The organism is Candidatus Pantoea floridensis, assembly GCF_900215435.1.
Classification (GTDB): Bacteria; Pseudomonadota; Gammaproteobacteria; order Enterobacterales; family Enterobacteriaceae; genus Pantoea; species Pantoea floridensis.
Genome location: NZ_OCMY01000001.1, coordinates 705489 through 730141 on the forward strand (window position 1 = coordinate 705489; position 24653 = coordinate 730141).

Consider the following 24653-nt stretch of genomic DNA (forward strand, 5'->3'; position numbering starts at 1 on the left):
GCGGGCAGCCGATGCTGCCCGTTTAATCATTAGCCGGTAAACGGGGCTTTGCCCGCCAGCATGTGCTCAATCACCTGTAAAACCCCCTCTTCATTGTTGCTGGGTGCTTCGAAGCGTGCCGCGTTTTTCACCTTCTGTGGCGCATTCGCCATCGCAAAGCTAAAGCCCGACTGCTGCAGCATTTCGAGGTCGTTACCGCCATCACCAAACACCAAAATTTCACTGCGTTCGATGCCCCAGCGCTTGCCCAGCAGATCAAGCCCGTGGCCCTTATGGTTGCCGGGCACAATCAAATCCACCGAACCGTGTCCACTTGAGGTCGCGGCGGCTGCGCCATGATGCAGGCGTTCGATGTCCGCCATCAGCGGTTCCACATAATCATCTGACAAATTTAGCGCGAACTTGAACAGCTTATCATCGGCCACTTCATCCAAGCTGCGGATAGGCTTCAGCCGATGGCAGTAGTGACGCATTTTCACCAGCCATGATTCATCGAGACCATCGAAGTAGTACGCACTTTCACGTCCGCACAGGATGTAGCGCAGTTCGGGATAATTGCCGTTGTGCAGCGTATCCAGCACCGCATCAATGTCCTGTCGTGAGAAAGCACCGCAGAACAACTCTTCATCACGATCGATAATCCATGCGCCGTTCTCCGCCACAAAGGCTATTTCACTGGCAATCTCAGGGAAGAAGGATTTGAGTTGGTAATATTGGTTGCCGCTGGCCACGACAAATTTGATACCGCGCCGTTTCATTTCCTGATAGCAGGCGTTAAAACGCGTGCGGTTGAACTGTTTTTTGTCATCGAGGAAGGTGCCGTCTTTGTCCACCGCCACCATTTTTACCACAGTCATCATCACTCCTTAACGTATAGAAAGGAAAAACGGGTCGGATAGAGAATAACCTGGTGAGCGGATAAAGCGGAGAGAAACACGGATGGTCGCGGCCATCCGTTTGCAAACGTTAGTTGAAAGCGCCGTTAAGCAAAATGGCAGTGATGATGCCAGTTGCTGCCGCTACCAACACATAATTACCATCGATATATGCCCAATGTTCGCCGCGTGGCGGCTCATAAAGACCGCGATTGCGCCAGTCATCTACGCGATAGTGCGGTCCGCGAAACTCTGGTGGCGCAGGGTAGCCGCGACGGAAGTCATGACCGCCCCAGGCAAAGCGATCGCCGCCATGATGGCCTTCCGGCATGCGATGTTCAGCATAATGATCGTGACGATCGGGGCCCGGGCCGCGATCGTGATGGTCGCCACGATCCGGTCCACGGTTATCGCCACGATCGGGACCGCGTCCGTGATCCTGATGTTGATCGCCGCCGTGTGACTGCCAGCGTTGATCGCCAGGGCCATCCGCCCATGAGGCGCCAGAAAACAGTGTGCTGCATGTAATAAGTGACGCAATAAGAGTTAATGTTGTTTTTTTCATGGTGTTGCCTCCAATAATAACGGCGGTTGCTGTGCCGTTGAGCATTACTATTGATTAAATGGAGGCGGAAAAGCATTTCCAAAATTCTTAAAAAACGAAGACTTACAAGAAATTACGTCAAATTATCACTTTCTTAACGATTGTGTATTCTTTGACATTAATTCATTAAATGAAGTACGCAGGCATGTAATCGTAATAGCAGGTGGAATAAAAAATCCCGACCACAAGGATCGGGAGGATAATTCATTTCCGTAAATGACATAAAAGGGTAAACCCTGCAAACATGAGGGTAAAACTGAAGCACACAACGCCACACCACTAGCATTGCCAATAAATAATATCATTTAAAATTGAAAAACTCTGTTCAAACGTGCTGATTTTCAGAAAAATACGCAAAAACTCATCAAAGGTAAGAAATAACATTTATCGCGAGAGAATCCGTATCAAATAAGGTCTGTGCTCTGACCAGCCCCTCGCACATGAAGAAAACCGAATTAGACTGCTGGTGCCAGCACAAAATAAAAAACAATAAAATCAATAAAATGAATGTAAGCCATCACTTCCCCTCGCTTTCCCCTTTCAAAGTTTAGCGTTATTCATTAATGAACTCTGTATTAATAAGATAGAATCACTCCTAAGAAAGATTAATGCACAACAGTGATTACTATCGCACTTAATATTACGTATGTTGTGCAGTGCTTTAATACGTCGGCGTGATTTTCCACCTTATTTAAGGAGAAAGATCTCATGGAAAGAATATTAGTCAGCGCCTGCCTCATGGGATATGCAGTCCGTTATAATGCCAGTGATAAAGCCTTGATATCAGAAACGCTAGTGCGCTGGCGTGCTGAACAGCGCCTGATCATTCACTGCCCAGAGCTGGCCGCCGGTTTGAACACGCCACGTTTACCCGCCGAAATTCGGGGTGGTAGCGCAGCGCACGTTTTATCCGGAGCGGCGCGCATTATTGAATCAGATGGTCATGATGTCACCCAACACTATATTTTGGCGGCGTGGTTAGCGCTGCGCACAGCGCAGGAGGCGAACTGTCGTTTTGCTCTGCTTACCGATGGCAGCCCGACTTGCGGGAGTCGACGCATTTATGACGGTAGCTTTAGCGGCCAGCAGCTAGCCGGTCAGGGTGTTGCGGCAGCATTACTGCGCCAGTATGGCATTGAAGTCTTCGCTGAATCACAGCTTGCTGAACTCATTCATCGTGTGGATGATGCGGACAAATGTCGCGTTGTCGATGCAGGATGACGTACCAATGCCGCGGCAGGCCGAATGGGGCGCCGCACCAGTTCACCGCTGCAATTAGGACAGCGCTGCGCCAGCCTCCCTTCCGCACACGTCACGCAGAAGGTGCATTCAAACGAACAGATGCGCGCATCAGATGCGTCCGGCGGCAGATCTTTATCGCAGCATTCGCAGTTAGGGCGTAGTTCCAGCATCATTTTCTCCCGTTCATTTCCAGCCTCTATCTTCACTAGAATCACGCTTGCGTACCAGTCAGCGTACAGACATCAGATAGCCAAATTGGGACATCAGATGTCCGCTATCGCTACAAAACATTTGTGACCTGTCTCGCACTCCGCTTCTTCCCTGCTTGCTGCTCGAGGTAGAATAAAACATCATTTAAATGTTCACAAAAATGAAGATTAAGCATGAGTAAAGGTTTTATCAAAAAAGAAGGTCTCGCCTTAGTCAGTCTGGCTCGCTATTTATTCAGGCTCAAACCCGGCGACCGTTTGAAAACCATTGATGTGCTGTCCAGTGAACTGGCGCTCTCTGTGGGCGTAGTGCAGAACGCGCTGAAGAGTCTTGAAGCGGCCCAGTGCGTCACGCTGGATCGCCGCGGACGCAACGGCACGGTGCTTAGCAAGATGGATTTTCCTCTGCTGCTTGAGCAGGCCGATATCGGCAACATTTTGTGTGCAATGCCGCTGCCTTATACCCGACTCTACGAAGGGTTAGCCAGCGCCATTAAAACGCAGTTCAGTGGTTACCCGCTCTATTTTGCTCACATGCGTGGTGCTGAAGTGCGTATCGATTGCTTAATCGATGGCGTCTACGACATGGCGGTAGTTTCACATCTGGCAGCGGAAAGTTATTTGCAGCAGGGCGACGTCACGGCGGTGCTGAATTTTGGTTCCGGTAGCTATGTGGCCGGTCACCAGCTGCTCTACCGCAAAGGCAGTAAAGCCAGCATTCGCCGCGTCGGCATTGATCCACGCTCGCCGGATCAGCGCCTGCTCACTGAACGCGTCTTTGCAGGACAAGAAATTGAACGCGTTTCGCTGCCTTATAACCTGACGCTGGCAGCGCTACAGCGGGGCGATATTGATGCCGCGATTTGGAATATAACAGACGAAGCGGCAGAAGGATTGGTGCAGGAACCGATTGAGTGTGCCGATGCAATGAAAGCCTCTGAAGCGGTGCTGCTGATTCATAACGAGGCAAAAGTGATTCAACATTTAGTGCAGTCGCTGATTGATATTCCACAGCTGCTGCGTCATCAACAAGATGTCGCGCTTGGCATCAGGGAACCGAGTTATTAGCAGGTATCAACATGGAAACACGTTTACAGATTTTACACGACGCGCAGGTTATCGATAAGGATGTCTATCACGGCATGCTGGCGGTAATTGCGCGACTGGAGCAGCACTGGAATCTGCGTATCCGCCATGCGCAGGGAGAAATGATGATTACGCACATGGCCAACGCCATGATGCGAGCACGCCAGGGCGATATTATCCCGGCGATCGACGCTGAGATTTTAGCGGAGATCACCCGTTCCGACTTTTACGCCAACATCCAGGAAATGCATCACGATTTGCTCAGCCTCTTTGCTTTTACCGTTCCAGAGTATGAGCAAGGCTATCTGCTTGCCAACCTCTATGGACTGATAGTGGCGCAACAATAAAGCGCAGCGTGATGTTATTTACACCATAAATATTCAAAAAAATGAAAATAAAGGACGTTATTGATGTTCCTTAATGCGCTGGAAAAACAAAATCCAGCCCTGATGGAAGCCGCGCTACGTTTTTGGCAGCGCGGCGAAATCCGCCCCGACAGTTATGTGATTGATGTCGATCAGGTGCTGGAAAACGCCAGATTGTTGCACGCTACTGCTGCACACTATGGTCTTAAACTCTATCTGATGAGCAAGCAGTTTGGACGTAATCCACTGTTGTGCAAGCTGATTTTACAACAGGGCTTTCACGGCATTGTTGCCGTGGATTTCAAGGAGGCCCAGCGACTGTGGCAGCACGGTTTACCGGTAGCCCATGTGGGTCATCTGGTGCAGTTGCCAGAACAGCTGATTGATTATGCCGTGGCACAACGCCCAGAGGTCATCACTGTTTACAGCCTCGAGAAGGCGGAGAGCATTGCCGCCGCCGCACGTCGCCATAATCATATCCAGCCGCTGCTCCTAAAAGTGGTCGATCAGGGTGATGTGGTTTATCCCAATCAGGAAGCCGGTTTTACGCTAGCCGAATTGCCAGCCGTGTTGACGCACCTGCAGGCGATTGAGGGGATCACCATCATCGGCGTGACCCATTTCCCCTGCATGGCATTCTGCGATGCGGCGCAACAAACGCGCCCCACTCCCAATCTGCAAACCTTACTGACCGCCAAAACGCTGCTACAGCAACACGGCATTGCCGTGCAGCATGTCAACGCGCCATCCGCCAGTAGCGTATCGACGTTACCGCTGCTTGCCGCTCACGGCGTAACGCATGCCGAACCGGGCCATGCGCTTACCGGCACGCTGCCGGCCAATCAGCACGGCGACGGCGCGGAGAAAATCGCCATGATCTATCTCTCCGAAATCTCGCATAACCACCAGGAGAGCAGCTATTGCTACGGCGGCGGCCACTATCGTCGTAGTCATATGCAGCGCGCTGCGGTATGGCATCAAGGTTGGCAGCACTGCGCAGTGAAAGCGATTGACAGTGACAGCATTGATTACACCTTACCGCTGGCCGGTCATTGGCCGATTGGCAGCGCCGTCGTGATGTGCTTCCGCACCCAGATATTTGTGACACGCAGCGACGTAGCGTTAATCGGGGGAATTAGCCACGGCAACCCCCGGCTGCTCGGCTTGTTCGATAGCCTTGGCAACGCACTGCAAGAGGCGACAAATGAATAAATTTTTGGTGCTGGTTATCGACAGTTTTGGCGTGGGTGCCATGGAAGATGTCGCCAAAGTACGTCCACAAGATATCGGCGCAAATACCTGCGGCCACATTCTGCAAACTTTTCCCGCGCTGCGTCTGCCGGCGCTGGAAAAACTGGGGCTGATTAACGCGCTGCATATGGCTGCGCCTGACTTCAACGATAGCGTTATGCGTGCCAATCCCGCGGCAGCGTTCGGTGTGGCGCAGTTGCAGCATGAAGGCGGCGACACTTTCATGGGTCATCAGGAGATCATGGGCACGCTCCCCTTGCCGCCGGTGCGCATGCCTTTCTCCAGCGTCATCGACAATGTGAAAGCAGCGTTAATCCACGCGGGGTATCAGGTTGAGCAGCAGCGCGTCAGCGGTTTATCTCTGCTTTGGGTTAATGATGCTGTCGCGATTGGTGACAACCTCGAAGCTGATTTAGGTCAGGTGTTTAATATTTGCGCAAATCTATCCGCAATATCTTTTAGCGACGTAGAAAGCATTGGCCGCATTGTTCGGGCACACGTCGAAGTGGGTCGCGTTATTGCCTATGGCGGATTGCTGGAGAGCAGCGCGCAGATCCTCGCAGCCATTGAAACTAAGCAAGATACCTACATTGGTATCAACAGCCCGAAGGCGGGGGTTTACCAGCACGGTTTCCAGGTGGTGCATCTCGGTTACGGTGTGGATGCCAGTACCCAAGTGCCACAGCAATTACATCAGCAAGGCATCCCCACCGTGTTGGTGGGCAAGGTGGCGGACATCGTTGAGAACCCGCACGGTCGCAACTATCAGCGTCTGGTCGATTCACAAACCATTCTGGATATCACCGCTGAAGAGATGCAGCGCCCAGAGGCTGCTTTTATCTGCACCAACATTCAGGAAACCGATCTTGCAGGGCACGCCGAGGATGCGGCGCGCTATGCGGAACGGCTGACACTGGTCGACAACGCCCTTACCGGCCTGATCATGCAGATGGATAGCAGCGACTGCCTGGTGGTGATGGCCGACCACGGCAACGATCCCACCGTCGGCCACAGCAAACATACTCGCGAGCAAGTCCCGCTTTTAGTTTATCGCCCAGGCCAGCAGGCTTGCGCGCTCGGTATACGCAGCACCTTGTCTGATGTCGGTGCCACCGTGTGTGAATTTTTCCATGCTCGCGCACCGCAAAACGGCCGCGCGTTTCTGGCGGCGCTTAATGCCACCAGACTTCTATCAGCTTAATCAAACCAGGTGACAACCATGATCAACATTGCCATTGGCGGACAGTTAAACAAAAACGAAATCAAAGAGTGTCTGGAGAAGTTCGGAAAGGACAAGTTCAGCGCCCATATCTTCACCGACATGGATGCAGCGATGAAGGTAAAAATCGGTAGCTATGACTACTACCTCGGTGCTTGTCAGAGCGGTGCAGGTGGCGCGTTGGCCATGGCGTATGCGCTGCTTGGCCGCGATAAATGCGCCACCATCGCCAATGCCCTCACACAGCCCAGCGAAGAGAAAGTTGCGCAGCTGCTGGCGAGTGGTACCAAAGCCTTTGGTTTTACTAACGATCGCGCCGAAAACGCCGTGAAAGCGTTCGTTGCGGCACTACTAAACGCATAAAAACAGGGGCCGGCGTCGCGATGACGTCAGTTCCAGCTAAAGCACCACGCAGCTTTTTACAGGGTGACACCATGGAATCCATCAATCTTATAAAAATCCTCCTCTTTGCGATGATGGGAGGCTATGCCACTTTTCTCGCGAATCGCTCAATCGCGGTGTATCACGACGGTCTGCGTCCGATTATGCCGGAGTTTATCAATGGCAATATGAGCCGCAAGGAGTTGGCGGGTATCTCGTTTGCGATCAGCATCGGCTTCATTACCGGTTTCGCCATGCCCATCACGCTGGCCACCGGGGTGATTGTTATCCATATTGTGTTATTAACCGCCGATATCATCGGCGTCTCGTTCAACAACACCAAGCTGGCGGTGCTGCTCGGCACGATTTATGGCGCATTAGTGACCGTTGCGCTGGACGGTATTATCAAAGGCTTTGCCTATTTGCCGGTGAATTTCCTGGACGCGCTGGCGGCGGTGGGCGATCCGATTATCTATGCCTTCGTAGCATTCCCGGCTATTGCCGTTGGTTATCAGTTTGGTAAAAAAGCTGGCCTGATTACCATCATCTTCTCGTTCTTAGGCCGTGTAGTGATTGAACGCATCAATCCGCTGACCGTGGCAGGCAACGAAATATCACTGAGTCCGGAAGGCATTGCGATGCTGGTCGGCATGATCTGCCTGCTTTTCTTTGCCTCTCGTGATAAATCTCGCAGCGAAGAGATTGAGCACAGCATGTTTGATGACAACATCAAACGTATCCGCAAAAACATCTTCTATCTGATGCCGATGGCAGCGCTGATCGCCATCACCGCGCACTATCACTGGCTGGCAGGCGAACCGATTGCCGCCGCACTCGTGGGCAAAGGCAGTATGACTTCGGCAGCGATTGTCGCTATCGTCCAGGCACTTGCCTTTATGCCATTAATCATTACCACCGCGATGATCAGCGGCGTCTATGGCACCAATGGCTGGTGCGACTGGTTCCTTGGCCTCGGCTATCTGGCGCCTAATCCGCTGGTGGCCGGTATTCTCGGTGCCAGTGCGATGGGCATTGAAGTAAAAAGCCTGAGCCGAATCGGGCGTGCCATGAACCGCTTCCCGGCGTTAAAGATGTCCGGCGATAACATCCGCACGTCTATGACGCAGATTCTGGAGATCGCTCTGCTGGTAGGCGGCGTAAATGCCGGTAATCAGATTTGGGCTGGAACCGGCATGTTTGTGGTGGTCAGCCTCTATATTCTCAATGAAATCAGCGGACGTCCGGTGATGAAGTTAGCGGCAGGCCCGATTGCTGCCATTATCGTCGGTGTGCTGGCCAATATTTTTGCCGTGTTGGGATTGCATATCGTTGCCTGATTGAGCGCTGAAGCGACGTGCTCAGGCTCGTCGCTTTGACGTTCAAGCGAACCATCTTTCCTAAAAACATTACATTCCGCGTCAGGCGTTCTATAGTTCAGTCGCCATATCTACTGACGAGACTATGTAATGCGTATTAAAGGACTTAATTTAGGCTTCTTTATCGTAATTTTGGCGATTGTCACTTTCGCCTTTTTTGATGTGCTAACACCCTATTTCTCTGCCATTTTCTGGGCCGCAATTCTGGCGGTCATTTTCCATCCGTTGAAGACACTGTTACGAAACAAAATGGGCGATCGTAATGGTTTAGCCTCGTTCGCGACGCTGCTGATTATCTGCCTGATTGTGTTTACACCGTTGGCGCTAATCACTTCATCGATGGTGGTCGAGGTCAATACGGTTTACACCAAGCTGCAAAATAACTCCGCGCAATTCCCGGCGGTGTTTGCCGATCTGCTGCAGCATCTGCCCTCCTGGGCGCGCAACTATCTCGCCGAAAACAATCTGAACAATGCGCAGGAAATTCAGCAGAAGCTCTCAGGTTTTGCGCTGAAAGGCGGTCAATACATGGCGGGCAGCGTATTCCTTATTGGTAAAGGCACATTTACCTTTACCGTTGGTTTCGGCGTGATGCTTTATCTGCTGTTTTTCCTGCTGAAAGACGGCGCCTGGCTGGTGAATTTAATGCTGGAAGCGCTGCCGCTCTCTACCTACGTGAAACATCACCTGATGATGAAATTCGCGGCAGTATCGCGTGCCACGGTAAAAGGCACGGTGGTCGTTGCGGTCGTGCAAGGGGTGCTTGGCGGCATCGCCTTCTGGATCACCGGCATTGATGGCAGTTTGTTGTGGGGAACCTTGATGGCGTTTCTGTCGCTGATCCCGGCGGTGGGCTCGGCGATTGTTTGGGTACCGGCGACCATCTTCTTTTTCGCCACCAGCGCGATATGGAAAGCGCTGTTCCTGATTGGCTTCTTCGTGGTGGTCGTTGGCCTGGTGGATAACATTTTGCGTCCGCTACTGGTAGGCAAAGACACCAAAATGCCTGACTACCTCATCCTGATCTCCACGCTAGGTGGCATGGAAGTTTACGGCATTAACGGCTTTGTGATTGGTCCGCTGATTGCCGCGCTGTTCATTGCCTGCTGGAATCTGCTTTCCGGTCGCGATAACCGTGAGAATTCCGAAGAGATTGACGAAGAGTTTATCGAAGAGGGAAAAACTCGCGAGTAAGCGTTGAGCGTGGCTACCTTCACCGGTAGCCACGTTGGTGCATGAGAATATCTGTCAGCCATTTGTTATCATCGCTGCATCGAGTACAGCCTGCGACGAAACGAGAAAATTATGTCCATGGATTCCCCCCTGCCGCGTGCAAATCAGGTCCTGTCCGTGTTCGATTTTGACGGCACGTTGACCATCCACGATAGCTTCATCCCCTTTCTACGCTTCAGTTTTGGCAAGCGCGTATTTGCACGTAAATTGACGAAACTGATGCTGCCAACCCTGCGCTGTATGCGAAAAAAGCTCACGCGTGACGAATTAAAAGAAGTGTTGATTGAGACATTTTTAACCGGGGTTGAGGAGCAGTGGCTACGCCAGCAGGCACAACGTTTCTGCGAAGCAAACTGGCATAAATTGATGCGCCCAGCTGGATTGCTGGCGGTTGCTGCGGAGGTTAATGCCAGCGCGGAAGTGACCATCTGCTCAGCCTCACCGGCGATGGTGCTCGCCCCTTTCGCAGAACGTTTGGGCATCAATCTTATCGGTACCCAATTAGAGGTCGTTGACGGCATTCTTACCGGAAAGATAACCGGCCATAACTGCCGCTGTGGACAAAAGGTCAAGCGGCTGGAGCATGTTTATGGCCCGCTGCATAACTATCACCTGCGCGCCTGGGGCGACACACGCGGTGATTTTGAATTATTGGCCGCTGCACAAGATCCACACTGGCGCCATTTCCACCCAACGTGGAAAAAACGCCGTATGCCATTGGAAAAACTGCGCATGCTGCGGCTTGATCCTTAGCGACGCAGGCGTCGTCAGAAGAGTTTCAGTGACCTTCTTTTTCCTCGGGTTTAGCCGGGAACATGACGCTAAGCACAATTCCCACCGCAAGCACGCCCAGTACGACAAACAGGCTGGCGTTGGCAGAGAGACTATAACCGTGGTGCCAGAGATGATCGCTGGCGTTGAGCCCCAGTTTCACCGCAATGAAAAACAGCAGCACGATAACGGCTTTTTCAAGATGAACCAGATACTGCTTCAAGGCTTCGAGCACAAAGTAGAGGGTGCGCAAGCCAAGAATGGCGAACATCATGGCGCTGTAGACGATCAGCGGTTCGCGACTTACCGCGATGATGGCAGGAACGGAATCGAAGGCGAACATCACATCAGAGAGCTCAACTACCGCCACACACAGCATTAACGGCGTGGCATACAGTGCCGCTTTCTTCCCGCGTCCAATCACCACGTCGTGGTTTTCTGGCTTTTGCAACTCAGCATCGATTGTTTTTTGATGAAGCAGAAAAGCGTTGCCGTGCATTTTAGGCCAGATGGGAAAGAAGCGCTTAACCAGGCGGTAGGCCAAATGCTGTGAGTAATCCTCGATCTCATCACTGTCGCCGCCGCTTTTTAGCATCATCACCGCCGTCCAGGCAACAATCACTGCAAACACAAGCTCGACGTAGGGGCCAAGGCTTAGCAATCCGGTACCAATCGCAACAAAGATGCCACGAAAAACAATCGCACCAATAACGCCCCAATAGAGCACGCGATGACGATAGCGATCCGGTATGGCGAACCAGGAGAAAATCGCCATCATCACGAACAGATTATCGACCGATAGCACTTTCTCCAGCGCGTAGCCGGTTATAAACAGGCTGGCAACTTCGGCACCGTGATGAAGATAGAGGAAAGCGGCGAAGGTCATGGCGACAATCACCCAAAATACAGACCATAATGCCGCGCTCTTCAGCGTAATGGGCTTGTCGTTACGATGCATGAACAGGTCGATAAAAATAGCCCCAACGGACAGTGCGAGAAAAACAATCACTGTCTCTGGTGGGAATCCAATGTGCGTAGATACCATGAGTAACCCTTAGAAGACCAAAAACTTATCGGCCAAATTCTACAGGATAAAAGCCAAGAGTAATGGCAATTTCACGCAGCGCATTTTGCCGCGTGTGATAGCAAAAATCAGCACTGCGAAAATGATCCGCCGCTCATGATAGCGGAAGGAAACGCTAATGGCCTCGCTGATATTCGTGCAGAAGCCGAAAGCTTGCTGTGAAGTGAGAGCGTTATTTTTTTGAATTAATTAATCCAACAAAAAACTCGCGGAGCACCTTAAAAACATGGCGGTGAATTATAGTAACTTTCAGTGAAACTCAGGAGTCATTTAAATAACTCGTCGTGAATTTTAAAAAGCTCGGGATCTGAATTGATACCCAATTTCTTCATGCCAGCCTGCTTATGGCCGCTGATGGTTTTGCGGCTTCGCTTTAATTTTTTTGCAATTTCCAGCACGGTCATGCCGTTCAGAAAACAGTAAATAACCTCAGCTTCGCGTGGGGTCAGGAGTAAATTCAGACGCTCACGCATCGGTAGCGAGGGCTTATCGTCGTTTGTTAGCCCAGCGGCGCGCCGTTTACAACCCGACAGTTGTGATAATTCTACGTCAAGATCAGTGGGAATGTAGAGCTTATTTGCAGCAAGCGTTCGTATCGCTTCGAAAAAATTGGCACTCTCCTCTCGCTTGTTAATGTACCCCCTTACACCAAGCTGAAAAGCCGCACGGATAAGCGCCAGTGTTTCCACAGAAGAAGCCATCAGAATGCGCATATCCGGGTAATGGGCAAGAATCTTACGGATCAGAGAAAGGCCATCCAATTCGCCTTCATTCAAAATATAGTCAAGCACCAGAACATCTGGCTTTTCAACCAAAAGTGAATTCATTAATTCGCTGCTGCTGCTGAAACAGCCCAGCACAACGATATCTGGATGCTGACATGCCATATATTCGAACGAATAACGTATCATCGGATGATCATCCAAGAGAATGACAGAAATCTTGGTGGGTATAATGGAGTATTTCATTGGTTTCACACACATCAGCTTCTGTAATGCGTTCAGATGATACCGATAACCCTGATAATCCGTGCTCATCCTATGCTTATGCATTTGTAAGTAATGACTTACACTTTTCAGCAGATAATGTAAACAAGACTAACCTTGGAGGTTTATTCATCAATAATAGGCAAAATAATAAATACAAATTCGCTTAAAAAGTAATGCCTGCATCCTAAACATGAAATTCATTGCACCGATAATCTCTTTGTTGCTACTGTTTCTTCCTTTTATGCTCATTGCAACTCCTCAAACGCTGCAGCTATTACCTCGCATGAAAGTCGATCCCCCTATAGTGGAATTTTCTCCCAAGGTGAGCACCTGGCTGAAAATACATCCGGTAATTAATGTCGGCGTGTGGGGAATGTCGCCTCCTCCGCTCAGTTTTGGTATCGAACGTGGCGTACTGACTGGAATAGATGCGGATTATCTGCAGGTCCTGGAAAATGCGCTGAAAGTCCATTTTCGTCTGCAGTACTATGAAGACAAAGAGCAGGCGTTGGCGGCATTAAGTAAAGGGGCAATTACTCTGCTGGCAGTGTGGAATCCGGCAATTAATAATTGGCAGGATGTGAGATCATCATTGCCATGGTTATACGATTACAATGTTCTAATAACCGCTGCTAATAATGAGTTGAACTCACAAACGTTAAAAGAGGATATTCTGGCAAAGCTTGATAACGTCGCCGTTGTGCCTCAGGATTTGCCCGTGAGTTCGCCATTCCCCTTTAAAAATGATCATCACGTTGCTAACGATGTCCTTCCCGGCCAAACCAGCAGCTTGCTGATTAATCCTGCTCCAGCCCATATTCTGACCCGAAATCAGCAGGCCGATCATATTTGGCTAGTGCCCCATCCTCTGCAGAGTGACACTAATTTTAGCTTTGGCGTGAATAAGGCTTCACCCGAACTATTGGCTGCAATTAATGAAGTTTTGCAGCACTTACCGGCCGCTAGCCGCTTACGTATTGCACAGGGCTGGGGACTGGGCGATATCCCATCACCTATTCCCAGCCAGCTTGGGCTAACGAAACCCATGCAAGATTGGCTGCAATCCCATCCAAAAATGATCGTCATCGTCGATTCACGCCGTGCCCCCTTTAGCTACGTGAATGCTCATGGGCAACCCGATGGTTTGGCCATCGGTATATTACGGTTTTTTACTGAGCACTACGGCCTGAAGTTTGACTACAAAATCGTACATAGCGATCGTGAAAAGACCAGGCTAATAAAGCGCCATCCTGAAGCCATTATTGCCGGTGAGCTTACCCTTCCCGATTACCAGGATACGGCGACATTATCACCGCAACACAGTACGCCATGGTTAATGACACCCGCTGTATTGTTGATGAAAACGGATATTATGCGCCCCAGTTCATTGCACGACCTGAGTGGTGAACATATTGCATTGCCGCATTACAGTCCTTTGCGCCCCTGGCTTGAGACCTGGTTTCCACTGCTGCAATTAGAATTGAGCGATAGCACAGCACAGGCAATGGCCTGGCTAGAAGAGGGCAAGGTAAGGGGCGTCATTACCAATCAATTTACCGCACACTATTATCGCTACCGCCAGCATGGCGAGCGCTTTTCACTGGTACTGCCAATCAGAGCGCTAAATGCCAGCTTTGCCGTTGCAGACAGTGATTCTATGGTTCTTTCTATTCTCGATCTTGCGCTGCAGCAAACCCCGCCAATCACTTTTCTTGAGATGGCACAGCGCTGGCGCAACGTATCACGACCGTTAAATGACGATTCAAACTGGTCTCCCTCGTTTGGCTTATTGCAAATCATTTTTAGCGCGGTGCTGCTGACAGCGCTGGCGGCAGCGCTATGGATCGGTTATCTGCGCCAAAGACTGCGCGAACTAGTCAGGAATTTGCACGGCCGGCAAACCTTGATTGAACAGTTGCAATCCGCGCGCGAAGAGAATGTGAAAATCGTCAAATCTCACGGTGTATTTATGAAGAGTATGGGCTACGAGGTACGAACACCGCTAAATTCACTGTTGGGTTTGTTGGAAGTAGAGCTGACAAGATATCAGGATAAAGGCCAGCATAATGAAAATCTGCAGGCTGCTTATGAGTCGGCCTGTTCGCTACAAATGCTAACCAGTGATGTATTCGATATTTTCCGCGCCGAAAATGATGATTTCGAACCTGCCCCGCGTGTTGTCAACCTGCCCTCGCTGGTTAACAGCACGGTTGCACTTTATCGCCAGCAAGCCGAAGAAAAGGGTCTGAAAATCAGTACCGATGTTGAAACCAGCACGCCGCTGGTTGAGTGCGATCCATTGCTGGTAATACGTATGCTCTCCAGTCTGCTGCGTAATGCCATCAAACATACAACACAGGGCGAAATAAAAGTGTTGCTGTGTCAGCTGACAGAACCGGTTGAGGGGCGAGTTTGTATGGTGCTGGAAGTGGGAGATCAGGGAAACGGTCAGCCCGAACATTTCACCCTCACCCACTCACCGGCCACTTCCGAGCAGGTAGCAGCGTGGGCTGAGTCGGGCTTTAGTCTTGCCGACTGTCAGCTTCTGGCGCAGAGCGCAGGTGCAACGCTCAGTATCGATCGTAATGATCAAGGTGGGACACTCGTCTCATTACAATTTTGTGCTGCTTCAGTCAGCCTAACCTCCTCTCAACCGTTGGTATTGCCGGCTAAGCCAGGCCTGATCTTGATTGTGGATGACTACCCTCCCGCCTGCATGCTTCTAAGGCAGCAGTTGAATAAGTTGGGATATAGCGTGCTGGCCGCCAGCAATGGCCGTGATGGGCTAGCGCTGTGGCAGCAGCATCGTCAAAAAATAAAGGCGGTTATCACCGATTGTACAATGCCAGAAATGGATGGTTTCACGCTAACTCAGGCGATTCGCCAGCGGGAGAGTGAAAGCACACGCTTACCTTTAGCCATATTTGGACTGACAGCCATGAGCCTGCAAGATGCTGAGCAAGCCTGCCTGGCCGCAGGCATGAATGCCTGTCTCACCAAACCCATTTCAGTAGAACAGATTAAGTCGTTATTAACACCACTATCCGAGGGGCTTGTCGATGCCACGACTTATTAAAATCGCACTTCATTTTTTAATATTACAAGGAGGTCTCACCGATGAAAATAATCATTTATGATGGTCACCCACTGATGCGTGATGGACTCAAACGATTGATCACCGATCGGGGAGATGTGGTGGTAACGGCTACCTCCGACGCAGATCAATTGCTTGCCGCCGCGTGTTCAGGCGAAGCTGATTTATTGTTGATCGACCCGGTCACGCTGCCTGCAACCGTGCTGGATAACCTGCGCCAACCGGGTGAGCGAGAAGACTATCTACGCTGTTTGGTTTACACCGCTTCGGAAAGTGCAGCCTATCTCCTGCGCGGTGCAAGCGTTGCACTCCAGGGATGTCTGAGTAAAAAGTACTGCGCAGAAGCGCTGAACGAAGCGCTGGATGGATTGGCGAAAGGAAAATTGGTTTCATTGCCCCTCTCCTCGCTACAACCAGATAACAGCGATCGCAGACGTGCGGATAAGCGTTTACTGAATGGACTGACGCGACGTGAGCTACAAATACTGCGTCAATTAGGTGCCGGAAAATCAAATAAAATGATTGCTGAAGAGATGGAACTGAGTAATAAAACTATCAGTACCTACAAACGCAATATAATGCATAAGATGAAAACCAGTAATTTCAGTGAGCTTATTGATTTTGCCCGACGCAATGGCTTTTAATCTTCCGCATAATGACGCCAACATTCTTACTCAGAAATGGTTAAAGATGCTGGCATTATTAAAAAAGCTATTTTAAAGATGTTCCTCTGAAACATTTGCCAATTTCTTCGCACTGTGTAAGCGAGTCAAATAATGTTCGAGGCGAATTATCAAGTCCCTGAGCATTGAATCCAGCATTTCACTATTTAAAGATTCATTACGACAATCAGCTTCAAGTTGCAAACACGCCTCCGCCAGGGCGTTTTGTCGAGCAATTCGCACACTACCGGTAATGCGGTGCGCCAGGTCAGCTATTTTGAACTTATCTTTCGGCAGCCTCAACCGCTTCATCTTAGTGAGATCTTCCTGCAGCGTGGTGACCATCAATTCAATCATGGTCGCTTCCATTTCTCGATCTGCTTTTTGCATTTCAACCTCTTTGGATTCCTGTATCAACGGCGGAAGTTCATCCCCCGACTGATGCAGATGCAGTGCGCGCGTCAGGCTGGTAATTGAGCAGGGTTTAAACAAACAACTGTCCATACCCGCTTCCAGACAGCGCTGCATCACTTCATGCATGGCACTGGCAGTAAAACCAATAATCCACGCACGTTTCCGGTTTAGTTCCTCTTCTGATTCACGCAAAATTCGCGTTAGTTGATAACCGTTCAGATTAGGCATGTTGCAATCGGTGATGATGATATCGAAAGTCTGCTTTTGCCATAGGTCCAGCGCTTGATAACCGTCTTCCGCGACCTCTGCCTCCTGGCCTAACCAGCTTAATTGACGAGCCAGTAACAACCGATTTGCAGCATTATCATCAACCACCAATATTCGCATCGCTGGCAGTTTCTTTTCCTGCTCACACTCAACTTCTTCTTCAATAGTGCTGTTTTCTTCACGCACGCGTGGCAGCGTCATGGTCGCACTGGCGCAAGTTCCCGCCCCTTTATCAGAACTGAGCGTAAGGGTTCCCCCCATATTTTCACAAATACTGCGACTGATATAGAGCCCAAGCCCAGTCCCGGAACGACGATTTTCAGCCTGACTGAACGGACGGAATAGATTTAATTGCTGGACCGGATCAATGCCAATTCCGCTATCCTGAACCTCGATGCGATAGTGCACCATATCGGTAGCTTCATCATGTGTCTGGTGGAGCGTTAGCGTCACGCCACCTAAATCAGTAAATTTAATCGCATTGCTTAATAGATTGGACAGTACTTGCTTAATACGCAGCGGATCCACCATTACGCGGATAAGGGGTTCTGAGGGGAAATGCTTGGTAAGGCTGATATTTTTATCCAGAGCCAGCCCCTGAAATACCTTCATCAAATTGTCTATCAATTTTCCCAGATGCACGGGTTCCGGATGATATTCCAGATGTCCGCCTTCAATACGCGACAGATCGAGAATATCACCAATCAAACCCACCAGACTTTCGGCCGATTCATACGCAACCTCTAACGCCTGTAAATCATGTTCGTCACGGCGACCCTTTTTGAGCGCCATATCCAGCATGCCAATAATCGCGTTCATCGGCGTGCGGATTTCATGGCTCATGGTAGAGAGAAACACGGACTTGGCGCGATTTGAATCTTCTGCTCGCTGTTTAGCTTCGCGAAGTTCTGCGAACAGAGCTTCCCGTTCAGAGATATCAAGCCATCCTCCGATAATACCGATCACCTCACCCTTACTATTGTGATAGGGCTGGATCCACTGATAAACAGTGATGCCAATGGAGCTATTCGGGTTATCCCACAAGTCGTAACGGCGATCTTCGAATATCGGCTTATTACTCGCAATCACCTCCATCATTTGATGATGATAAAAGGCGGCTTGTTCAGTCGTACGTAAGCCCGGATGTTCTTTGATGGTTTTTCCCAGCGCTTCTTCATAGGCCACGCCGGTTTCAATCAGATAGCGCTCATTACAGTAGGTCAGGCGTCCTTCCCGATCGCGTAACGACACCGGAAAAGGCATGCTGGTCACGAGACTCTCCAGTTGCCCCAGCTGATCATTCAACTGGCGACGGAGCGCCGCTTTGCGGCGTATCACAAGGCGTAAATAGTAAGCCCAGCTCGCCAGCAAAATCATCATGATGCCGCCCCCAATGGCACAGGTAAAAATCACAGGGCGAAAGCGTGTCCATGTGGTGTCCACAACCACCAGATCGCTGGGGCGCCAGCGGTTGGCCATATTTTCCAGTTCAACGGGAGGAATGGACAGCAGAACCTTGTTAAGCACATCGCGTAGCTCCGGGTCAGCCCGGCCAATAGCAAAAGCCAGCCACACAGGATGATCGTGAAGCGTGCCAACGATTTTTAGCTTGGAGCCGTAAGTCGTTTTAATCTGGTACTCTGCCATTGAAAGAACATTGGTCGCAGCATCCGCTTTTCCGTCCAGAACACTTTGCAGCATCTCCTGTCCGTTCTCGAGCTCCAGAATGTTGATTTCTGGATAACGCTTACGCAGCATATCCTCTACCGCCGACCCTTCGAGAATAGCCAGCGTTTTACCGCGTAAATCTGGCAAGGCGCGAATGTCATTTCGATCGCCACGGACGACCAGCGCATAAGGAGTACGCAAATAAGGGCGGGTGAGCAAAATTTGCTTATCCCGCTCAACGCTACTTGAAAGCGTGGTGATCATATCGACAGCTGAGGTATTGACCAGTTTCATCATTTCACTGGTGGTATCGACGGCTTCGAAACTAAAACGCATACCGGTTTGAACGCCCACGACCGTAAGCAAATCGCCGACCATGCCACGTAAAATACCGTTGCCATCAATAAATGAGATCGGGGCTGTCATATTGCCGCTGTAAAGCGCAACTTTGACGATAGGGTGCGCTTTCATCCATGCTCGCTCAGCGGGAGTAAACTGCAGCGGCTGGTTCCAGTAATCAAAGCTGCTTAAATCAGGGCGCCACTGTCGCAGCAGCTCAAGAGATTCATATTCCGAGACGCTATCAAGCGCTTTGTTCATTAAAGCCAGCAGCTGAGGGTTACGACGACTCAGGGCAAAACTGATTTCTTTGGTGGGAATAGAGTTAAAACGGGTGATATTCAAATCACTCAGTAAATTACGGTTGAGAGCATACCGATTCCCAAGGAATGCTCTGGCTTGACCGAAATTTACGGCATTAAGCGCATCCTGAAAATTATCGTAGAGACGGAAATTGGCCTTCGGATAGAAACCTTGTACCTCTTCAAGTGGCAAATAATCACGCACCATAGCGACACTAACGCCGGCAAGATCGTCTGGCAATGGCAGCCCGTCTACCCGCTCAATGGCCAGGATCGGCTTTTCAGTGGCATAAGGCTTCGTCAGAACAAAATTACCGTGGCTATTAAAGAGGCTAACTGAAGGAAGAAAATCAATTTTTCCTTCAGCTAGCGCATTCCATGCCTGCTCTCTGGTTTCAAACATCTCGACCCGCAATGGCAGACCCAATTGGTGCTCTACAATGGCGGCATAATCAGCACTCAATCCTTCGTATTCGCCTATCGGGTTACTCATACCAAACGGCGGAAGATCGTAACGAAAGATGCCCATCACCAACTGCTGTTTGTGCAATAGCCAGGCCTGTTCAGTAGTTGAAAAACTAAGCGGCTTCAGCTCCTGCAAGGGGGCACGCGCGAGTAACTTATAATCATGTGCTGCCAGCGGCATGCTGGACAAGAGGAGCAAGAAGGCGAAGAGTAGGCAAAAGGTACGCATTTGTCCGTCGTTTACAGCAATTCATTACGTCGGGCAAAATCAATCAATTCAATCAGCGTCTGCGCATTCAGCTTCTGCTTCAGGCGATGCTTATAGGTACTAATGGTCTTTTCACTGAGTAACAACTGGTCACCAATCTGCTTATTACCCAAGCCTTTAGCAATAAGGATCAGCACGCTGAGCTCACGATCGGAGAGATCGCCCAAGAGTTTATTATCATCGCCAGCACCTGCTGGTAAAAGTGGCGAGTACTGGTCATAACGAGGAAAATAGCTGTAGCCACGCATGACGACGCGAATAGCGTCAGTGAGCTCACTAAGATCATCTGTTTTTGTTACAAAACCATCGGCTCCAGCTTGTTGGCAGCGCTGAGCAAAATGCGCACTAGCCTGTGAGGTCAACACCAGAATCTTGAGCGGCAACGCAAGGGAGCGCAAACGCTCCAAAACTTGCAGCCCATCTATTTTAGGTAGGCCAATATCCAGCAGCACTAAGTCAGGTGAGAGGTCGCGTGTTTTTTGTACAGCATCCACGCCGTTATCGGTCTCACCAACCACAATCATCTCGGTACGCTCCAGTAGCATTTTCACTGCGAACCGAATCACAGGATGATCGTCAACGATGATCACTTTTTTCATTTTCGTCAGATGTCCTGGAAAATAGGGTTAAAAATCACGAACGTAACGCCGTACAGAGGCTGGCTAAGATAGCGGTTCAATACAGATGAATCTGTAGGAGATTGCTTATCCTGTTGCCAGTCAGTACGACTCGCCATTACATAGCGACGTAAATTACGGGGCTTTTTAATCCCAAGGTAAAAAAATAAACCCCAAGACCTTTCGCAACTTTTTCGGATAAAAATCGGCAATTAAACGGACATAACTAAAGCCACTCCAGGGTTATCTGCATTAGCTAAATCACTGTTTAGAAAAAGTATCTGTGAATGCCGATGGCAATTAAGCGGTAGCCTTGTGTGAGGAGGGTAAAATCCATGCTTTCCTAAACGTCCGAGCACTTGATTCGCTAAGCGCTTGCACACTAACGTTATACTTTGCCGCTCATAATCGCTCTTTGCGCCAATGATTTTTTCAACAAATATATTACTGATTTGCAGAAGACTGTTTGAGATTACCTCTTTTCGAGCACAGAACAACGGATATGCCACAGGCAGTAACCATGGAGATGAACGGCAGAATTATTGTTTTAAAACAATGAGTTAATTTTTACTGGGCGTTATTTCCCGCCAGTAAATTAGCGCTACATTTTTTGGAAAATTACTATATGGATAATAAAAGCCCCGACGGAGAGCCGGGGCAAGAGGTAAATCGTTCTTTTTTATATTTATAGGCTTGTAGTTATCACCGGGATGGTAATTTTTGCTACGTGATACAAGGTACGGTATTTTTTATAAAAATAATGTCAGCAAATGACGGTAGCTGTGTCAGAAAATACTCACTCCTGCTTTATTCTTTTTCTTCTTCAATCCTTTTCTTGCTGAAAATAAAATGTTCAGCTTGCTGTTTTTCGTACTCCCAGTCGTGCATTGATAAACCAGCGAATTCAAAGCCAATCATATGGACATCGGGACCGGCAATAGGTAACTGAAGATAATGATTGAGAATATAAAGTAAGGTATATCCTGAGGAGGCCATTTTACCCCCTGAAACATAGGGGATAAAATCCGTACAGAAAACAGCGTCGAAGGGATCCAGGAATTTTACATTATCGACATTCACAAAATCATAATAATCAGAGAGAGCGAAGTATCGAAGGCGACCTTCTTCTCTATTCAGAGGGCTGTGATGACCATGAAAAAGAGGTTGTGCGGAGAACTGACGACGAATAACCACCGTGTCTCCAGTATGTTGCGCCACTATTTCATGGTTAAAATAATTAAATACAATAAGCAGGTCCTGAGAACCGGTAACAATGTGTTCAGAACGTACCTTTGAAGAGTTAGCGATAACAAATATATTCTTATATTTTGGCACTACCTCCATCCAATCAAAGAAGTAATTTATTTTCTCCATAACACTTTTGCATTTAACAGGAGGTATGTTTTCTATGGTTTCTAATCTCATTATTTACCCCCCTTCCTTTAGACCAACTGTAAGTTAATGCTTTCCGTTTCAACTTCATAGCGAGCCCCTAAGCTTAAATCAAAGGGATGCGGTGACCATGCCACCAGTGCATGAATATTGAAACTGATTATCCCCTGCTTAATGGGAGAGCGACGCTCCCCATTCAGACTGACAATAATACTTTCCGGAATGAGCCGGGGTTCAAAACGAATTAAAGCATCACGTATTAGATACTCGAGTCTCGTCCAGTTATGCGTATTGGTATAACTACCTACTTGAGGTGACACGCCGTAGTTAATGACCGAACGTGCAACTTCACTATGTTTTGCAGGCTCGAGCTGAGGCTCAATATTTGCATTATTTAAAATTTCACTAATATTTTGCAGAATCAGCGTTTTCATCATCCGCTGATCGAAGTGAAATTTATCCCATGGCTCATCCACTCTTTTTGGCTCGTCATCGAGTAAACGCTCAAGCAGACAGGGTAAAAAGGGCTTTTTCTCTTTCATAAGATGACTGCCATATTAAATGCTAATTTCGCCCGCTTCAAACAGTGAGCATTCACCACTACTGCTTACCCACATTTTACGGCCCTGCCCGATATAACGGTCGCTTTCGCTTTCCTGCCATTCCGTGCGAGAGCCAGTCAGTAAACTCACGTCGCTTTCACTGTTAAGTGGATAGCGCGAAGGGATATAACCCTTATGCGTTTGACCTTTTACCACAACTGTAGCTGGAGCCCAGATCAGATCGGTTAGGCTGGTAGGCTTCTCAACGTTGAGCACTTCAATGTCAGAGAACGGTACCCAGCGATAGCCGCCAGCAAAGATGAACTCACACACTGGGCCCAGGCGGTCGTCACCATCGGCAATCCAATCAAATGTTTCTAATCCTTCACTTTTTCCTGACATGGCGGTAGCCGCTTCCAGCGCTCGGTGACGATACTCCTCACCCTTCGTGGCTTCTCCCTCGTGATAAAAGGCATTCGCTTTATTCAGCAGCTCACACCATTCAGGTAATGCATCCCCCAGATTGCCGGCCTCGCGTTGTCCTGCTAACACTAACTGACGCAAACGTTCACTGAGAATAAGATTTTTAAAAAGTTCACACTGGCGTTGAGTATCGTCATCGGTCTTCTCTACGATATCAAGCTGGCGTAGTGCGCGATCCCAATCAGCCTGTAAGCAATAAAGTTTGAACAGCCTCATGCGTAAATCACTGCTAGCTGGCTGTGATTTGACAGCAGCGACAGCCTGAGCAATGGCCTGAGGCAAACTATCAATGCCAGTAAATTCGTTATTAGTGTTAAAATTAATTTTCATTTCTCTTCCTGATTATTTCTACAAGTGGCTATCCAGCCCCATTTTATAAAGTTCGCGATACAGTAATTCTGAAACGACACGTTTTTCAATCTGCTTAAGATGTTCTGGTGCAATTTCTCGCAGTAGCTCAATCTTAATATCCTGCTCAGTTTCAAAAATATCATCGTGATCAATCATTAACTCTCTAAATACCCGCTCCATCATGACTTCTGCTTCGACGACACATTCGGAAACGGTCTTATTCTTAAGGCATTCGTTCACATTTAAGTTATCACTTAAACGCTCGCGCTTTGAATAGACATTCTTTTTCTCAACATCTCGCGGCGTGTGATGTTGCTCGCCCCATAAGAGATAATGCTTATATTCTTGCGTTAATGATTTTAGAGGATCAATTTCTTCAGCGTGATGGCTCTCTTGCTTTGCATCATCACCATAGGGCGTGTAATGGCCGCCGTGGTTGATCAGTAACTCTAGCTCAGGAAGATCCCCCTCAGCCGGTAATAGGCTATTTGCCAGTTCATCTGCAGGTGGAGCAATGACCTTAAGCAGGTAATGCCCAATCTGTATTAGCATCCCTCCTCGTAGCAGGCGAGTTGTACCGTTTTCAAATGGCTGCCCGTCTATAAGGCAAACATAGTCATGGGCTTCAACACATAACATCAGTTGCTGCTGCTGAAGCCAGAAAATAACCTGATCTTCTTGTTCAACAGCTTGATCATTAAAGCCGCCTGTCGACGGGCTAAACCATACAGGGCTATCACGTTGATGGTGTTCATCTAACGTAATATCATTATGCAGCTCCGGCCAGATGATCTGAATCTGCATGTTAACCGCCGATCAAGACATTGCCTGAGCCACTCACAATCGTTGCTCCACAGGCTGTTGAGTCACTAATACGAGCCGCAGGTTGATTATTGATAAATACCGTACCAGACCCCGAAGCGACGACTGTTGAACCATCAATGCTACACACCGCATTACTTATTCCGACAGCTGCAGCCGGCAAGCTATTTATCATCACATTCCCTGAACCACTAATAATGCTACCACCATGACTTATTGAGTCACTTATCCGAGCTGCTGGTTTCATTTCACTATTCCTTTATTTAGCGCTCTATAAATGGG

At 49.1% G+C, this 24653-nt stretch carries 23 protein-coding genes; 11 read left to right on the plus strand and 12 right to left on the minus strand.

The genetic code is table 11. The annotated features are described in order from the left end of the window. Window positions 1–29: 29 nt before the first annotated feature. Together CRO19_RS03430 and CRO19_RS03435 are read right to left on the minus strand one after the other, a co-directional pair. Entirely contained in the window at window positions 30–857 is an 828-nt protein-coding gene (locus tag CRO19_RS03430; RefSeq protein WP_097094610.1) for a Cof-type HAD-IIB family hydrolase, read from the minus strand. 109 nt (window positions 858–966) lie between these two features. Continuing rightward, the gene (locus CRO19_RS03435; protein WP_097097574.1) at window positions 967–1440 is read right to left on the minus strand and encodes an RcnB family protein; all 474 of its coding nucleotides are present in this window, start codon (window positions 1438–1440) and stop codon (window positions 967–969) included. 747 nt (window positions 1441–2187) lie between these two features. On the opposite strand from CRO19_RS03435, the gene CRO19_RS03440 reads away from it, so the two are divergent. Next, window positions 2188–2700 carry a 2-thiouracil desulfurase family protein gene (locus tag CRO19_RS03440; protein ID WP_097094611.1) on the plus strand — a complete coding sequence of 171 codons (513 nt, stop codon included), beginning with the start codon at window positions 2188–2190 and terminating at the stop codon, window positions 2698–2700. On the opposite strand, the gene CRO19_RS03445 is transcribed toward CRO19_RS03440, so the two are convergent. Continuing rightward, a complete protein-coding gene (locus tag CRO19_RS03445) occupies window positions 2652–2891 on the minus strand; it encodes a DUF1272 domain-containing protein (protein ID WP_097097575.1) in 240 nt (79 codons plus the stop codon). The two genes, CRO19_RS03440 and CRO19_RS03445, sit on opposite strands and share 49 nt — an antisense overlap. A gap of 213 nt (window positions 2892–3104) precedes the next feature. On the opposite strand from CRO19_RS03445, the gene yhfZ reads away from it, so the two are divergent. The 8 genes from yhfZ to CRO19_RS03485 all read left to right on the plus strand — a co-directional run bounded on the left by yhfZ (window position 3105) and on the right by CRO19_RS03485 (window position 10594). Next, a complete protein-coding gene (yhfZ, locus tag CRO19_RS03450) occupies window positions 3105–3998 on the plus strand; it encodes a GntR family transcriptional regulator YhfZ (RefSeq protein ID WP_097094612.1) in 894 nt (297 codons plus the stop codon). A gap of 11 nt (window positions 3999–4009) precedes the next feature. Beyond that, window positions 4010–4363 (plus strand): PRD domain-containing protein, encoded by a 354-nt coding sequence (locus tag CRO19_RS03455; protein ID WP_097094613.1) that lies wholly within the window; start codon window positions 4010–4012, stop codon window positions 4361–4363. Between the two features lie 63 nt (window positions 4364–4426). Then, on the plus strand, window positions 4427–5593 hold the full coding sequence (locus CRO19_RS03460; protein ID WP_097094614.1) for a YhfX family PLP-dependent enzyme: 1167 nt from the start codon (window positions 4427–4429) through the stop codon (window positions 5591–5593). Next, complete coding sequence (locus CRO19_RS03465) at window positions 5586–6833, plus strand: phosphopentomutase (protein ID WP_097094615.1); 1248 nt, start codon at window positions 5586–5588, stop codon at window positions 6831–6833. The genes CRO19_RS03460 and CRO19_RS03465 overlap by 8 nt, the downstream gene beginning before the upstream one ends. Window positions 6834–6851: 18 nt before the next feature. Further along, window positions 6852–7214 (plus strand): DUF2620 domain-containing protein, encoded by a 363-nt coding sequence (locus CRO19_RS03470; RefSeq protein WP_097094616.1) that lies wholly within the window; start codon window positions 6852–6854, stop codon window positions 7212–7214. A 20-nt stretch (window positions 7215–7234) separates the two neighbouring features. After that, window positions 7235–8569, plus strand: a complete 1335-nt coding sequence (locus CRO19_RS03475; RefSeq protein ID WP_320204456.1) for a YhfT family protein — start codon at window positions 7235–7237, stop codon at window positions 8567–8569. A gap of 129 nt (window positions 8570–8698) precedes the next feature. Further along, complete coding sequence (locus tag CRO19_RS03480) at window positions 8699–9802, plus strand: AI-2E family transporter (protein WP_097094617.1); 1104 nt, start codon at window positions 8699–8701, stop codon at window positions 9800–9802. A 111-nt stretch (window positions 9803–9913) separates the two neighbouring features. Next, entirely contained in the window at window positions 9914–10594 is a 681-nt protein-coding gene (locus CRO19_RS03485) for an HAD family hydrolase (protein ID WP_097094618.1), read from the plus strand. A 25-nt stretch (window positions 10595–10619) separates the two neighbouring features. Here the strand turns inward: CRO19_RS03485 and CRO19_RS03490 are convergent, their stop codons facing one another. Further along, a complete protein-coding gene (locus tag CRO19_RS03490) occupies window positions 10620–11657 on the minus strand; it encodes a TerC/Alx family metal homeostasis membrane protein (RefSeq protein WP_097094619.1) in 1038 nt (345 codons plus the stop codon). Window positions 11658–11962: 305 nt separating this feature from the next. After that, window positions 11963–12733 carry a response regulator gene (locus CRO19_RS03495; protein ID WP_320204457.1) on the minus strand — a complete coding sequence of 257 codons (771 nt, stop codon included), beginning with the start codon at window positions 12731–12733 and terminating at the stop codon, window positions 11963–11965. A gap of 142 nt (window positions 12734–12875) precedes the next feature. Here CRO19_RS03495 and CRO19_RS03500 point away from each other — a divergent pair, with 142 nt between their 5' ends. Both CRO19_RS03500 and CRO19_RS03505 read left to right on the plus strand, forming a co-directional pair. Next, on the plus strand, window positions 12876–15761 hold the full coding sequence (locus tag CRO19_RS03500; RefSeq protein WP_097094620.1) for a response regulator: 2886 nt from the start codon (window positions 12876–12878) through the stop codon (window positions 15759–15761). Window positions 15762–15802: 41 nt separating this feature from the next. After that, window positions 15803–16423 (plus strand): response regulator transcription factor, encoded by a 621-nt coding sequence (locus CRO19_RS03505; RefSeq protein ID WP_097094621.1) that lies wholly within the window; start codon window positions 15803–15805, stop codon window positions 16421–16423. A gap of 72 nt (window positions 16424–16495) precedes the next feature. Here the strand turns inward: CRO19_RS03505 and CRO19_RS03510 are convergent, their stop codons facing one another. The 7 genes from CRO19_RS03510 to CRO19_RS03540 form a co-directional block, all read right to left on the minus strand. Then, window positions 16496–20125: an ATP-binding protein gene (locus tag CRO19_RS03510; protein WP_097094622.1), complete on the minus strand. Its 3630-nt coding sequence runs from the start codon at window positions 20123–20125 to the stop codon at window positions 16496–16498. 11 nt (window positions 20126–20136) lie between these two features. Then, a complete protein-coding gene (locus tag CRO19_RS03515) occupies window positions 20137–20763 on the minus strand; it encodes a response regulator transcription factor (RefSeq protein ID WP_097094623.1) in 627 nt (208 codons plus the stop codon). Between the two features lie 825 nt (window positions 20764–21588). Continuing rightward, on the minus strand, window positions 21589–22206 hold the full coding sequence (locus tag CRO19_RS03520; protein ID WP_097094624.1) for a hypothetical protein: 618 nt from the start codon (window positions 22204–22206) through the stop codon (window positions 21589–21591). Window positions 22207–22223: 17 nt separating this feature from the next. After that, the gene (locus CRO19_RS03525) at window positions 22224–22715 is read right to left on the minus strand and encodes a type VI secretion system baseplate subunit TssE (RefSeq protein ID WP_097094625.1); all 492 of its coding nucleotides are present in this window, start codon (window positions 22713–22715) and stop codon (window positions 22224–22226) included. Window positions 22716–22730: 15 nt separating this feature from the next. Then, the gene (locus CRO19_RS03530; RefSeq protein WP_097094626.1) at window positions 22731–23528 is read right to left on the minus strand and encodes a type VI secretion system accessory protein TagJ; all 798 of its coding nucleotides are present in this window, start codon (window positions 23526–23528) and stop codon (window positions 22731–22733) included. Window positions 23529–23546: 18 nt separating this feature from the next. Next, window positions 23547–24353 carry a TagK domain-containing protein gene (locus CRO19_RS03535; RefSeq protein WP_097094627.1) on the minus strand — a complete coding sequence of 269 codons (807 nt, stop codon included), beginning with the start codon at window positions 24351–24353 and terminating at the stop codon, window positions 23547–23549. Window position 24354: 1 nt separating this feature from the next. After that, window positions 24355–24618 (minus strand): PAAR domain-containing protein, encoded by a 264-nt coding sequence (locus tag CRO19_RS03540; protein ID WP_097094628.1) that lies wholly within the window; start codon window positions 24616–24618, stop codon window positions 24355–24357. Window positions 24619–24653: the final 35 nt, after the last annotated feature.

Excerpts from the sequence above, each read along its gene's own strand:
- CRO19_RS03430 (WP_097094610.1), bottom strand. The coding sequence starts at position 857 with ATGACTGTGGTAAAAATGGTGGCGGTGGACAAAGACGGCACCTTCCTC.
- CRO19_RS03435 (WP_097097574.1), bottom strand. The coding sequence starts at position 1,440 with ATGAAAAAAACAACATTAACTCTTATTGCGTCACTTATTACATGCAGC.
- CRO19_RS03440 (WP_097094611.1), top strand. The coding sequence starts at position 2,188 with ATGGAAAGAATATTAGTCAGCGCCTGCCTCATGGGATATGCAGTCCGT.
- CRO19_RS03445 (WP_097097575.1), bottom strand. The coding sequence starts at position 2,891 with ATGCTGGAACTACGCCCTAACTGCGAATGCTGCGATAAAGATCTGCCG.
- yhfZ (WP_097094612.1), top strand. The coding sequence starts at position 3,105 with ATGAGTAAAGGTTTTATCAAAAAAGAAGGTCTCGCCTTAGTCAGTCTG.
- CRO19_RS03455 (WP_097094613.1), top strand. The coding sequence starts at position 4,010 with ATGGAAACACGTTTACAGATTTTACACGACGCGCAGGTTATCGATAAG.
- CRO19_RS03460 (WP_097094614.1), top strand. The coding sequence starts at position 4,427 with ATGTTCCTTAATGCGCTGGAAAAACAAAATCCAGCCCTGATGGAAGCC.
- CRO19_RS03465 (WP_097094615.1), top strand. The coding sequence starts at position 5,586 with ATGAATAAATTTTTGGTGCTGGTTATCGACAGTTTTGGCGTGGGTGCC.
- CRO19_RS03470 (WP_097094616.1), top strand. The coding sequence starts at position 6,852 with ATGATCAACATTGCCATTGGCGGACAGTTAAACAAAAACGAAATCAAA.
- CRO19_RS03475 (WP_320204456.1), top strand. The coding sequence starts at position 7,235 with ATGACGTCAGTTCCAGCTAAAGCACCACGCAGCTTTTTACAGGGTGAC.
- CRO19_RS03480 (WP_097094617.1), top strand. The coding sequence starts at position 8,699 with ATGCGTATTAAAGGACTTAATTTAGGCTTCTTTATCGTAATTTTGGCG.
- CRO19_RS03485 (WP_097094618.1), top strand. The coding sequence starts at position 9,914 with ATGTCCATGGATTCCCCCCTGCCGCGTGCAAATCAGGTCCTGTCCGTG.
- CRO19_RS03490 (WP_097094619.1), bottom strand. The coding sequence starts at position 11,657 with ATGGTATCTACGCACATTGGATTCCCACCAGAGACAGTGATTGTTTTT.
- CRO19_RS03495 (WP_320204457.1), bottom strand. The coding sequence starts at position 12,733 with ATGAGCACGGATTATCAGGGTTATCGGTATCATCTGAACGCATTACAG.
- CRO19_RS03500 (WP_097094620.1), top strand. The coding sequence starts at position 12,876 with ATGAAATTCATTGCACCGATAATCTCTTTGTTGCTACTGTTTCTTCCT.
- CRO19_RS03505 (WP_097094621.1), top strand. The coding sequence starts at position 15,803 with ATGAAAATAATCATTTATGATGGTCACCCACTGATGCGTGATGGACTC.
- CRO19_RS03510 (WP_097094622.1), bottom strand. The coding sequence starts at position 20,125 with ATGCGTACCTTTTGCCTACTCTTCGCCTTCTTGCTCCTCTTGTCCAGC.
- CRO19_RS03515 (WP_097094623.1), bottom strand. The coding sequence starts at position 20,763 with ATGAAAAAAGTGATCATCGTTGACGATCATCCTGTGATTCGGTTCGCA.
- CRO19_RS03520 (WP_097094624.1), bottom strand. The coding sequence starts at position 22,206 with ATGAGATTAGAAACCATAGAAAACATACCTCCTGTTAAATGCAAAAGT.
- CRO19_RS03525 (WP_097094625.1), bottom strand. The coding sequence starts at position 22,715 with ATGAAAGAGAAAAAGCCCTTTTTACCCTGTCTGCTTGAGCGTTTACTC.
- CRO19_RS03530 (WP_097094626.1), bottom strand. The coding sequence starts at position 23,528 with ATGAAAATTAATTTTAACACTAATAACGAATTTACTGGCATTGATAGT.
- CRO19_RS03535 (WP_097094627.1), bottom strand. The coding sequence starts at position 24,353 with ATGCAGATTCAGATCATCTGGCCGGAGCTGCATAATGATATTACGTTA.
- CRO19_RS03540 (WP_097094628.1), bottom strand. The coding sequence starts at position 24,618 with ATGAAACCAGCAGCTCGGATAAGTGACTCAATAAGTCATGGTGGTAGC.